Source organism: Marinomonas transparens, from assembly GCF_016463975.1.
GTDB classification, from domain to species: Bacteria; Pseudomonadota; Gammaproteobacteria; order Pseudomonadales; family Marinomonadaceae; genus Marinomonas; species Marinomonas transparens.
In genome coordinates this window covers 71,368-83,525 of record NZ_JAEMNX010000022.1, presented here as the reverse complement: position 1 = coordinate 83,525, position 12,158 = coordinate 71,368, and the positions used below count along the sequence as shown (strand labels likewise).

General features: G+C 42.0%; 9 protein-coding genes. 3 read left to right on the top strand and 6 right to left on the bottom strand.

The window, feature by feature from the left end; all coding sequences use genetic code 11:
• Window positions 1–412: 412 nt before the first annotated feature.
• The 3 genes from ppk1 to I8J31_RS16530 form a co-directional block, all read right to left on the bottom strand.
• Complete coding sequence (ppk1, locus tag I8J31_RS16540) at window positions 413–2,635, bottom strand: polyphosphate kinase 1 (protein WP_199469695.1); 2,223 nt, start codon at window positions 2,633–2,635, stop codon at window positions 413–415.
• A gap of 178 nt (window positions 2,636–2,813) precedes the next feature.
• On the bottom strand, window positions 2,814–3,803 hold the full coding sequence (hemB, locus tag I8J31_RS16535; protein ID WP_199469694.1) for a porphobilinogen synthase: 990 nt from the start codon (window positions 3,801–3,803) through the stop codon (window positions 2,814–2,816).
• Window positions 3,804–3,929: 126 nt separating this feature from the next.
• On the bottom strand, window positions 3,930–5,846 hold the full coding sequence (locus I8J31_RS16530) for an ATP-binding cassette domain-containing protein (RefSeq protein ID WP_199469693.1): 1,917 nt from the start codon (window positions 5,844–5,846) through the stop codon (window positions 3,930–3,932).
• Window positions 5,847–6,079: 233 nt separating this feature from the next.
• On the opposite strand from I8J31_RS16530, the gene hslO reads away from it, so the two are divergent.
• The gene (hslO, locus tag I8J31_RS16525; protein ID WP_199469692.1) at window positions 6,080–6,955 is read left to right on the top strand and encodes an Hsp33 family molecular chaperone HslO; all 876 of its coding nucleotides are present in this window, start codon (window positions 6,080–6,082) and stop codon (window positions 6,953–6,955) included.
• 3 nt (window positions 6,956–6,958) lie between these two features.
• On the opposite strand, the gene I8J31_RS16520 is transcribed toward hslO, so the two are convergent.
• Window positions 6,959–7,360, bottom strand: coding sequence for a CBS domain-containing protein (locus tag I8J31_RS16520; RefSeq protein ID WP_199469691.1), 402 nt, complete (start codon window positions 7,358–7,360; stop codon window positions 6,959–6,961).
• Between the two features lie 280 nt (window positions 7,361–7,640).
• Here I8J31_RS16520 and mqo point away from each other — a divergent pair, with 280 nt between their 5' ends.
• Both mqo and I8J31_RS16510 read left to right on the top strand, forming a co-directional pair.
• Window positions 7,641–9,119, top strand: a complete 1,479-nt coding sequence (gene mqo, locus I8J31_RS16515; protein ID WP_199469690.1) for a malate dehydrogenase (quinone) — start codon at window positions 7,641–7,643, stop codon at window positions 9,117–9,119.
• Between the two features lie 73 nt (window positions 9,120–9,192).
• Window positions 9,193–9,462, top strand: a complete 270-nt coding sequence (locus tag I8J31_RS16510; protein ID WP_199469689.1) for a YfcL family protein — start codon at window positions 9,193–9,195, stop codon at window positions 9,460–9,462.
• A gap of 86 nt (window positions 9,463–9,548) precedes the next feature.
• On the opposite strand, the gene I8J31_RS16505 is transcribed toward I8J31_RS16510, so the two are convergent.
• Both I8J31_RS16505 and rho read right to left on the bottom strand, forming a co-directional pair.
• Entirely contained in the window at window positions 9,549–10,277 is a 729-nt protein-coding gene (locus I8J31_RS16505; protein WP_199469688.1) for an NAD(P)H-flavin reductase, read from the bottom strand.
• 129 nt (window positions 10,278–10,406) lie between these two features.
• On the bottom strand, window positions 10,407–11,672 hold the full coding sequence (gene rho / locus I8J31_RS16500; RefSeq protein ID WP_199469687.1) for a transcription termination factor Rho: 1,266 nt from the start codon (window positions 11,670–11,672) through the stop codon (window positions 10,407–10,409).
• Window positions 11,673–12,158: the final 486 nt, after the last annotated feature.

Below are 12,158 nucleotides of genomic sequence, written 5' to 3'. Positions count from 1 at the left end.
CGCTTACGCCTGTTTCGCAAGCTCAACGCGTCGGCGCGAATTAAACGCCAATGGCCGTCTTGTAGTATTATAGGTCGTTACTGAATATTAAAAAGGCTCTGATAGTTATGCTATCAGGATTTTTTTGTCTACAGAAAAGTTGAAAGGTTTCTTTAACCCTAGTTTGTTTTACTTTTAGTTCTAAGTAGGTGAAAGTATGTAATGAACTAATTGAATCATGTGTTATTGGAAATCTGGGGATAAGCCTTGTTTTTATTCACAAAATCATTCTAAAGGCTCCATAAATAATTCCTGTGTTAATAATCTTGAAGCTTATCCACTTATTTCGATTTGAAATCGGTTGTTAATTGAATAGGCTGAGTATTAAAAAACTAGCTCAGGACTGGTTTTTTTAATACTCGTTTGCTTCCAGCTATCTATTCGTGTTTGCAAGTTCTCCGAGTAAGAAGCGTTGGGCACTTCTGTATTCATTTTTTCTTGGTTTAGATAGTTGATAGGATCCATCGCTTTGAAGCAGCCAACTTTGTGTATTGTCGGTTAGATAATACTCTAGTTCTCGTTTCACTCGACGAGCCAATTTGTAATCTTGTATCGGGAATGCCACTTCGATTCTATTATTTAGGTTGCGATCCATGCCGTCTGCACTGGACAGGTAGACTTTTGGGTTACGGTTGTTATAAAAGTAATACACCCTTGTATGCTCTAAGAAGCGACCGATGATGCTGCGCACTCGAATATTTGACGAGACACCTTTTATGCCTGGTCGTAGAGTACAGATACCACGAATGATTAGGTCTATCTTCACTCCGGCTTGGGAAGCCTTGTAAAGCGCTTGTACTAATCTCTGCTCAGTTAAAGAATTCACCTTTATAATGATGCGTGCAGGATCTCCGTTGCGTGCGTTTTCGGCTTCCTTGGCAATCATATCGAGTAGACGATCTCGCAATGTGAAAGGAGCATGCAGAAGCTTTTTCACTTTAAGTTCTTTACTCATGCCTGTCAGTTGTTGGAATACACGATGTACATCATCACCAATTTCTTTATCTGCTGTTAAGAAGCTGTAGTCGGTATAAAGGCGTGCATTACCTGCATGGTAGTTACCTGTGCCTAGATGAACGTAGCGAGTTAACTCTGTGTCTTCCCTACGTACGATGATGATCATTTTCGCATGGGTTTTGTGACGTACAACACCGTATACCACAATTGCACCAGCGTCCTGCAAACGGCTTGCTAGCGCTAGATTTTCTGCTTCATCAAATCGTGCTCGTAATTCAATAACAACGGTGACTTCTTTACCGTTACGAGCGGCTTCGACTAATGCGTTGGCGATAGGGGAGCGTGACCCCGTTCGATAAAGTGTTTGGCGTATCGCAACTACTTTCGGGTCTTTTGCCGCTTCGCTTAGGAAATCTACGACGGGTGAGAAGCTCTCAAAAGGATGCATCAAGAGGTAATCTTTTTGCCTAATTGCTTCAAATATTGTTCCTGAGCTGGCCAGTTTTCTTGGTAGTCCTGGAGAAAATGGTGAATACATTAGGTCTGAGCGATCAATTAGTTCTAATACGGCCATTAAACGACTTAGGTTTACAGGGCCGTTGGTGCGGTATAAATCCTGTTGTTCAAGGTCGAATTGTTTCAACAAAGAGTCGATGATATGGGTAGGGCAGTTTTCCGCGATTTCTAGGCGTACAGAGCTGCCGTAATGACGGCTTTGTAGCTCGGTACGTAGCGCACCTGCTAGGTCGACACCAATATCATCGGAATCTACTTCTAGGTCAGCGTTTCGTGTTAAACGGAATTGAAAACAACCTTTTACAGTCATGCCGGGAAACAGTTGATCAGCGTGGGCGTGAATGATGGATGATAAGAAGACAAGGTTATCTCCTCCTTCACATACTTCATCAGGTAGTTTGACCAAACGAGGTAGGGAGCTTGGTGCTGGTACAATAGCAAGTCCATTTTCACGGCCAAAAGCATCTCGACCTTCGAGATCGACTACGAAGTTAAATGTCTTATTCGCTAATCTAGGAAAAGGGTGAGTAGGGTCTAAACCAACTGGACTAATGACTGGCAGCACGTTATCCCTGAAGTAACGTTTTACCCAAGCGGATTGTTTTTCACTCCATTCTGAACGACGAATAAACTTCACGCCTTCATCGAAAAGTTTTGGAAAAATAATGTCATTGAGTATTTTGTATTGGCGGCGTACTAACTTATGCGCTTGTTCACTGATAAGAGAGAGCACTTTTTTAGGGTGCATGCCATCGGGGCCGTTTTTCTCACGGCTGTATTCTAGTTGACTCTTTAACCCTGCAACTCGGATTTCAAAGAATTCGTCCATGTTTGAACTGAAAATACAGAGAAATAAGAGACGATTTAAAATAGGGTGATTTTCATCCATTGCTTGTTCAAGGACGCGTGCATTGAACTGCAAGTGACTGAGCTCGCGATTAAAATAAAGCTCGGGGTCTGCTAGGTCTATTTCTTCTGGCAGACGCTCTTCAATGGCAATTTTCTTCGCGTCTTGTGGTTGCTCAGGAATAGGTTCTAGAACAAGTTCTTCAGCATCGGCTCCGTTTAATTGAGCCACGTTAAGTTCCTTTTTTTCAATCTCGCTTACAGGCTGTTCAGACATGTGTTTCATAAACTCCCAAATACCGTCTTACCATGAGTGTGGTATCTATATGTTACTGTCCTTCTCAATTAAAGTAGGCATATAACGAATAAATTATCTTAACACAGCCTGCAGGTCACTGTTTCTCTTAGCCTATTTGCTTAGTTTGCATATAGTTGAGAGAGTCAATGGCTCGTTCTTAATTCTTAAGCAGGCGTGCTGCATCTTTTGCAAAATAGGTGAGGATGCCATCGGCTCCGGCACGTTTGAATGCCAATAGCGATTCCATCATTACCGTATCTTTATCTAACCAGCCGTTTTGGAAAGCAGCCATTTGCATTGCGTATTCTCCACTCACTTGATAAACGAAAGTGGGGACTTCTAATTCTGTTTTGACACGGCGGACAATATCCAAATAAGGCATGCCTGGTTTGACCATAACCATATCGGCACCCTCGTCTAAATCTAGCATAATTTCACGAATGGCTTCGTTAGAGTTTGCTGGATCCATTTGATAGGTGAACTTATTGCCCTTTCCTAGGTTCGTACTAGAGCCGACAGCATCACGAAATGGTCCGTAGTAAGCTGAGGCATATTTGGCGGAATAGGCCATGATTAGCGTGTTAATAAATCCTTCTGTTTCTAGTTCATTACGTATTTCACCAATACGTCCATCCATCATATCGGACGGTGCAATGACATCTGCACCTGCTTGTGCGTGGGACAAGGCTTGTTTGACTAAGGTATCTACGGTGACATCATTTAAGACATAGCCAGATTCATCAATGATTCCATCTTGACCGTGCGTCGTAAAAGGGTCCAATGCGACATCTGTCATGACACCTAGCTCTGGGAAGGCTTCTTTTAATGCTTTTACGGCCCGTTGTGCTAGGCCATTTGGGTTGTAAGCTTCTTCAGCAAGTAAAGATTTTTTGTCGTTAGAGACAACGGGAAACAAAGCGATCATAGGAATGCCAAGATCGACTAGCTCTGCCGCTTCTTCTAGGAGTATATCGATACTGACTCTTTCAATGCCGGGCATGGAAGGAATGTGTTCACGTGAATTGTTGCCCTCAATAACGAACATCGGGTAGATTAAGTCATCAGAGCTGATACGGTGCTCACGCATCAAGCGGCGAGAAAAATCCTCTTTACGCATACGGCGCATGCGGGTGAATGGAAAGGTCATCCATTATCTCCTAATTTCGCTGTTCGTTAATGTAATCGGTTTGTATGACAATTTTATGTCATTTTTCGACTATGTCGTTGATTTTGTCGATAAGTGTCTTTATTTAACGGGAATATGCTTTTCTTTTTACTCTAGAGCTGTTTCTGCTTCTTCGAGTGACTCTTGAGCTTCAAACCAAGCTTCTTCATTTTCCTCGAGTGATTTTTTCCATTTTGCTTCGTCGTTGAGTAATTTTTGTAGTTGTTCACGTTGTTCCGCTTCGTATAAGGCGCTGTCAGCCATGGCTTCCGATATTTTATCTAGGTGTGATTGTGCTGTGTGAACAGCTTTTTCATGTTTTTCAATTTGCTTACGAAGAGGACGTAACTTTTCTCTTAACTCTGCTGCTTTGCGACGTTCTTCTTTGCGATCAAGCTTATCAATTGCGGGTTCGTTTTTTTCATCCTTGTTTGATGCTGCTTGTCTTGCTTGTAACCATGTGTGGTAAGCGGCTAAATCTCCATCAAAGGCTTGTATTTTATGGTCGGCGACAAGATAAAACTCATCAACGGTACTGTTTAGTAAGTGGCGATCATGGGAAACCAGTAGGATGGATCCTGGAAATTCTTGCAAGGCTTCGGTGAGCGCTTGGCGCATTTCTAGATCCAAATGGTTGGTTGGCTCATCCAGCACTAGAAGATTAGGTTTTGTCCATGTAATCAAAGACAAGGCAAGACGTGCTTTTTCGCCTCCTGAAAAGCCTTTTACTGGGCGTAAGGCATCGTCACCAATAAAACCAAAGCCCCCTAAATATCGTCGTATTTCGTTTTCTAATACTTTCGGTGAAAGGCGCTGGATATGTAAAACTGGCGATGCCTCTAAATCGAGAGCACTTAGCTGATGCTGGGAGAAGTAACCTATTTTCAGGTTTTCTCCGGTTATTCGTTCACCAGATAAGACAGTAATTTCTCCAACAATGGATTTAATAAGAGTCGATTTACCTGCTCCATTAGGACCCAATAGACCGATACGTTGACCATCTCGGAGGGTGAAGTTGGTTTGTCCTAATTGAACTAAGGGCTGACCTGATTCTGCTTGATAACCTAAGTCCGCTTGAGATAGGTGTATTAATTGTTGAGAAGTTTTTTCTGCAACGGGAATAGAAAACTCAAATTGAGAATCTATATGGGCGGGGCCTATTAGCTCCATCTTTTCTAGCATGCGTAAGCGACTTTGCGCTTGCTTGGCTTTGGTTGCCTTGTAACGGAAGCGGTCCACATATTGTTGCAGGTGAGCGCGCTTCGTTTGTTGTTTTTCATGATTTGCTTGCTGTTGTGCAAGGTGTTCTGCACGTTGGCGTTCGTAGTCTGAATAGTTACCCTTGTATAGGGTTAATTTCTTTTGGTAAAGGTGGACTATATGGCTACAGATGCCATCAAGAAAATCCCTATCATGGGAGATGAGCAGTAGCGTTCCTGGGTATTGGCGTAACCAGTTTTCTAACCACATGACGGCATCTAGGTCTAAATGGTTGGTTGGTTCATCAAGTAATAACACATCGGAAGGGCACATCAGCGCCTTGGCAAGATTAAGGCGAATACGCCAGCCCCCCGAGAAGTCGGAAACTGGTTTATTCATGTCGGTCATTTTGAAGCCAAGGCCTTGTAGTAACGTCTCTGCTCTTGATTGGGCAGTATAGCCATGTGCCTGTTCAAATTCGCCTAACCAGGTCGCGTGGGCATGGTGGTCACCACTTGCTTCGGCTTTAGCAATATTGGCTTCAATTTCACGAAGCTTTTGGTCTCCATCTAAGCAATAATCGAGTGCGCTACGTTGCGTTTCTCCTACTTCTTGAGCCATAAAAGCAATGCTGCGATGGCTTGGTAAAATCATTTCGCCTGTGTCGGCGTTTAGGTCTCCACGAATCATTGCGAATAAGGAGGACTTACCGGCTCCATTGGCGCCAATTAGGCCGATTTTTTGACCTTCGAAAATGGTGAGGTCGGCGTCTTCTAGTAAAAATTGGGTGCCGCGCTGTAGACTAACTTCGCTAAATTGGATCATAAAAACAGGGGATCTCTTACGTCTGTGCTGAGCTGTGCAAAAGTGACATCTCAACCTTAAATACAATGCTTAGCATTTTAGGCTGCTGCTAAGTGAAACGAAATAGGAATAGAGAATATTCCCAGTTAATACACTGTTTAAAGTGGATGATTAAGGCGCTCAAGGGTAAAATGCGGCGCAATATCGACTAGAATTTATTACTCGCGCTATATTAGAGGCGCAAGGTGAGCTTTGTGAATAATGTACCTGTTAATGAAATACAGCGCTTTTCTTTTGATAATACCAATGTTCGTGGTGAGCGAGTGTTATTGAGCAGCGCTTATCAAGAGATTATTAAGCGTCAGCAATATCCATTATCGATTGAAAAATTGCTGGGTGAATTTGTCGCTGCCATCGCTTTGTTGAGAGACATAGTGAAAATTGATGGAATTTTATCTATTCAAGCAAAGGGCAATGGTTTCTTGTCGGCTTTAATGACGGAGTGTGATGAGAATCAAAACCTTCGTGGTATTGCCCAATGGGATCAGGCACAGCCTGTTCCAGAAACTATTTCTTTAAAAGAAATACTGGCCGGCGGTCATTTGGTGATTACTATTTCACCGCGCAATGGTCAGCGTTATCAAGGGATTGTTGAAATCGTAGGGGACTCTTTAGCGGAATGTCTTGAGCAATATTTTTACCAATCAGAGCAATTGCCAAGTCGAGTTTGGTTAGCCTCTGATGGCTCTCAGTGTGGTGGTTTGTTTTTACAGCGTTTACCAGCAGAGCAAGCAAAAGAGGGCGATGAAGACGCATGGAGTCGTTTTACTCAGCTTGCTGCCACAGTAAAAGAAGAAGAGCTACTTGGGCTTGAAACAGAAGAGTTGTTGCATCGTTTATATCATGAAGAAGAAGTCCGCTTGTACGATATAAAACCGATGCAATTTGGTTGTTCCTGTTCTCGTCAACGAACTTTAGATGCCATACTGTCTCTTGGTACAGAGGAAGTTCGTCAGCTGCTTATTGAGCAAGGGAGTATCCAAGCAGATTGCCAATTTTGTGCTGAAAAATATGAGTTCAAGGAAGAGGAATTGCTCGGTAAATTGGGCGATCAAGCCCAAACTCATTAACCATTAGAAAGTGGCGTGGTTGATAAGGTCACGCCATGAAATAATCCCCACTACATTGTCTTCATCATCAACAACAGGAACGCATGAAATGTCGACTCGTTGCATCCAAGTGACGACTTCGGCGATTGGGGTGTTCGCTTTTACTGTGATTGGCTGGCGAGTCATGATTTGATGGGCGGCTCGATTTAATGTATCGATATCTCTTTCTTGTTCTGAGACGCTGTCGATAAAAGGGCTGATGATGCGTAGGATATCACGGTCTGAAATAATGCCTGCAAGCTTACCTTGGTCTGTCACTGGTAAGTGATGAAAACCATTTTTTTCTAACAGCTCCCTTACTTCTGGTAGACGCATATCCATATCGACACAAATGACGTTACGGCTCATGATATCTTGTGCTTTCATTTAGACCCTCCTTACATGACAGTTTGCTAGGTTTATGATGAGTATTGTTATTTCTTATACTGGGCTTCAAGACATTGTTTTCAAAATCCGTATAATCAGCCACACCTGCTCAAAATGCCTGATAACTTGTCTATATTCAACTAGAGTTTATAAGTTAGGGCGTTCTGAGATGAGTGATTAAGAAAGCGTAGTGGTTTCCTTGATATATCTACTACAGGCCAAAAGCCTTCTTTCAATATTGCTCTCAAATTTATAATTAGCTATGGCGCGGCGAAATAATATGACTTCAAATTCTGTAGACGTTCTATTAGTTGGGGGCGGTGCAATGAGCACCACCCTAGGAGTGTTACTTAAGCAATTAGATCCAAGCGTGACCATTACCATGGTTGAACGTTTAGAAAAAGTTGCTAAAGAAAGTACGGATGGCTGGAATAATGCTGGCACAGGCCATGCGGCATATTGCGAACTCAATTACACTTCAGAAGAAGGTGATGGCAGTATCAATATTGATAAAGCTGTTGCTATTAACGCTGCTTTTGAAGTTAGCCTACAATTTTGGACCTACTTAGTTGAGCAGGGTTTATTACCTGCACCACAGGAATTTATTCATCGTGTTCCCCATCAGAGCTTTGTCTGGGGGGAGCGTAATGTAAAAATGCTTAAAGCTCGTTATGCGACAATGAGCGCTCATCCTGCATTCAAAGAAATGCAGTTCACCGAAGATCGTGAAAAAATGAGTGAATGGATGCCTTTGGTCATGAAAAATCGTGATCATAGTGAGCCTTTGGCGGCGACTCGAATTGAGCATGGTTCCGATGTAAACTTTGGTGCTATTGCTCGAAATATGAGTAACCATTTACAAAGCTTAGAGAACTTTGAATTAAGCTTGGACTCTGAAGTCATAGCGTTAAAACAAACTTCTGATGGCCGATGGAATGTCACCATAGAACAAAATGGTACTCGTAAAGTTATTAATGCTAAGTTTGTTTTCCTTGGTGCAGGTGGTGGTGCTTTGCCCTTACTACAGAAAGCAAATGTGAAAGAGAGTAAAGGCTTTGGCGGCTTTCCTGTTAGTGGCCAATGGTTGGTATGTGATAAACCAGAATTAGTAGAGCAGCATTTTGCTAAGGTATATGGTGCTGCGCCAATTGGTGCTCCGCCAATGTCTGTTCCTCATTTGGATACCCGAATTATAGACGGGAAAAAAGCCATCTTATTTGGCCCATTTGCAGGCTTTACAACTAAGTTTCTGAAAACAGGTTCGTTATTAGATTTCCCGAAAAGTGTTCGACTGGACAATTTAAACCCTATCTTGAGTGTGGGTAAGAACAATATGGATCTAACTCGCTATTTGATTAGTGAAGTGATGCAATCTCATAAAGATCGTTGTAACTCATTACGTCAGTACTTTCCTGATGCTGAAGATAAAGATTGGGAACTTTCTCATGCAGGTCAGCGCGTTCAGATCATTAAGAAAAATGAAAAAGGCGGCGGTAAACTGGAGTTTGGTACGGAAGTGATTACAACAGAAGACGGTAGTTTAGCCGCTTTATTGGGAGCTTCCCCTGGTGCTTCAACGACAGTGGATACCATGATTGGTATCTTAGAGCGTTGCTTCCCTGAGCGCTTAGCATCAAATGAATGGCAGACGAAAATGAAAGAAATGGTTCCTTCCTATGGGGAGTCTCTAGTCGAAAATACAGGTTTATTGCTTTCTGTTCGTGAGCGTACTTTAACAACACTGAATCTAAAACCTTAGCTCAAAAGGGGAGTTTTAAAAAACTGGATATTGTTATTCAGCTTTTTTCCTTGGCTTTACTACAGAGAGAGATATGACCGTTACTTTTGCTGAACGTGCAGACTTGCTGTGCGACACACTTCGGGATCTTGAGCACCAAGCGGAAGAGGGCGATCAATTATTCTATTGTGCTTATCTTTTAGGTCTTTTAGGGCTGCATAGCAGCGCTGATGGCGAAGGCCAGGAAGAATTTGATCAGGCGTTTGAAAATACCTTACGGGATACTCTAGAGCTAGAAAGTGTGACAGAAGAGGATCAAAAGAATATTTTGGCTCTGTGGCAGCAAACGCTCGATAAAGCCTAAGTATCAGATAATAAAAAAGGAGCCGGTTTAATAAAGTCAGTTCCCTTTTTTATATGCATTATCTTGTGTTGAAGTTTGTCGTTTTGCTACAGCTCTGGTTTTTCCGGATGTGGTGCATAGGCAAAAACATCTGAAAAGCATTTATCTTTATTTAGGCCTTTTAGTTCTAGTTGATCTAGTGTGCCGTATACCATACCCACTGAACCACTAATAAAAGCAATGCTTTTGTTGAGGTTAGGGTGATCTTTTAATACAGCTTCATACAGCCAGCCTGTTCTGCCTTTCCAGCTATTATCGGCCTCATTTACAATCACATCGATAGAAAAATGAGCATTCGTTTGTGCGGTATTGATCCAATCGAGTTCAAAAATATCTTCAGGCGTTCTTAGCCCCCAATAAAGTGAAACTTGGCCTGAAAAATCTTGTGCTGCTAGATCATCATATAAGCTTTTTACTTGTGAGAAACCAGTGCCTCCAGCAATTAGCAGAATCTGATCAGGCATGCTTTCTAACATTCCATTTTGTACGTGACAGTCTCCCCCCGGTGCTTTGATGTTAATTATTTCATTAATACGAATGTATTCAACAACTCGATATGCCAGTGAGGTTTCATCATTAACTAGAATATAAAGAGTTAGGCTAGGTAGCTCATGTGGTGCGCTACCAATGGAATAAGGGACTTGCTCACCTGTTGGTAAGAGGATCATTAGGTATTGCCCTGCTACAAAAGATGTATTCTCTACATGTAGGGTGATTTTGTAGACGTTGTGATTGATCAATTGAACGGAATTTACTTTCGCGGTTAGGTCTTTCACTTTTTACTCCAATGTCAGTCACACTCTTTTAGTGTAGTTGAGTGGCTATAAATGTTTGTTATCTTGAATGTTATTTAGATAAAAAAAAACCACTTTTAACAAGTGGTTTTTTGATGTGATGAAGCTCGTTTATTTGTTTTTGCCTTTCATAGATGCAAAAAACTCATCGTTTGTTTTGGTGACTTTTAGACGATCAATCAAAAATTCAGTGGCGGCAACATCTTCCATAGGATTCAATAGTTTACGAAGAATCCACATGCGTTGTAATTCGTCTTCTGAGGTCAATAAATCTTCGCGGCGAGTGCCTGAACGGCGAATGTTGATAGCAGGGAAGGTACGTTTTTCAGCAATTTTTCGATCAAGGTGAAGTTCAGAGTTACCTGTCCCTTTAAATTCTTCAAAGATAACTTCATCCATTTTCGAACCAGTATCAACCAGAGCCGTGGCGATAATAGTTAAGCTACCACCTTCTTCAATATTACGAGCAGCACCAAAGAAACGTTTTGGACGTTCTAGGGCGTTAGCATCCACACCACCTGTTAGTACTTTACCGGATGAAGGGATGACCGTATTGTAAGCTCGTGCTAGACGAGTGATTGAGTCTAGCAAAATCACCACATCACGCTTGTGTTCAACCAGACGTTTGGCCTTTTCGATTACCATTTCAGCGACTTGTACATGACGTGTTGGTGGCTCGTCAAAAGTAGAAGCAACCACTTCACCACGAACCGTTCGTGACATTTCGGTGACTTCCTCTGGACGTTCATCGATTAGCAAAACAATCAAATGACAATCAGGGCTGTTGCGTGTAATGGCATTCGCAATGTTTTGTAGCATGAAGGTTTTACCCGCTTTTGGCGGAGAGACAACTAAGGCTCGTTGACCTTTACCCATTGGGGCAACAAGGTCGATGATGCGTGATGTTACGTCTTCTGTGGATCCGTTACCGGCTTCCATCAATAGACGCTCATCAGGGAATAGAGGTGTTAAGTTTTCGAAAAGAATTTTGTTACGAACACTTTCAGGCTTATCGAAGTTAATTTCGCTTACCTTCAATAGAGCAAAGTAGCGCTCGCCATCTTTTGGCGGTCGAATCTTGCCAGCGATAGTGTCGCCGGTACGAAGATTAAAGCGTCGAATTTGGCTTGGTGATACATAAATGTCGTCAGGTCCTGCTAAATAGGAGCAGTCTGGAGAACGTAAAAAGCCAAAGCCATCTTGTAGAATTTCTAGAATACCATCGCCATAAATATCCTCTCCACCTTTAGCGTGACGCTTAAGAATTGAGAAAATAACATCTTGTTTACGTGAACGGGCCATGTTGTCTAGGCCCATTTCTGCTGCGATGTCTAAAAGTTCGTGTACTGATTTCTGTTTTAATTCGGTAAGGTTCATAAACGGATTTTGTGTTAGCTCATTTGAGGATAATTGACGGGACTAAGGTTAATAAAATATCGATAACGATAATCTGTGCCTGGAAGTATTTAACAATGTATCAGCTACTCAGCACCAAAAACATTGAACAAACATTTTTTGCATTTTGTTCTAGTTTGAAGGACCCGGATAGGGCAAAGCCAATACAGCGCGAAACAATTTGATTGGAATCTATATGGGACCTAACAGAAGCTGAATCTCATGTAGACGATAACTACTATAGTGCGACTTAATGGCGAGGTCTATAGTGAAAACTCGGAAAAAAACATTTTTTGTTAATTTTTTGATCAAACTCAGTGTAAATAGGTGTTCTGGCGGTATTTTTTCTTCATATTTGAGAGTAAGTCACTTGTTTTCTACGAAAAACCTTAGATTATGAGAGAACAAATAATTACTCGAAGAGCGTTATTTCGCTTCTTTTTTGCCAATGACATAATCAAGTAACTG

Excerpts from the sequence above, each read along its gene's own strand:
- rho (WP_199469687.1), bottom strand. The coding sequence starts at position 11,672 with ATGAACCTTACCGAATTAAAACAGAAATCAGTACACGAACTTTTAGAC.
- I8J31_RS16510 (WP_199469689.1), top strand. The coding sequence starts at position 9,193 with ATGACCGTTACTTTTGCTGAACGTGCAGACTTGCTGTGCGACACACTT.
- mqo (WP_199469690.1), top strand. The coding sequence starts at position 7,641 with ATGACTTCAAATTCTGTAGACGTTCTATTAGTTGGGGGCGGTGCAATG.
- I8J31_RS16530 (WP_199469693.1), bottom strand. The coding sequence starts at position 5,846 with ATGATCCAATTTAGCGAAGTTAGTCTACAGCGCGGCACCCAATTTTTA.
- I8J31_RS16520 (WP_199469691.1), bottom strand. The coding sequence starts at position 7,360 with ATGAAAGCACAAGATATCATGAGCCGTAACGTCATTTGTGTCGATATG.
- ppk1 (WP_199469695.1), bottom strand. The coding sequence starts at position 2,635 with ATGTCTGAACAGCCTGTAAGCGAGATTGAAAAAAAGGAACTTAACGTG.
- hemB (WP_199469694.1), bottom strand. The coding sequence starts at position 3,803 with ATGACCTTTCCATTCACCCGCATGCGCCGTATGCGTAAAGAGGATTTT.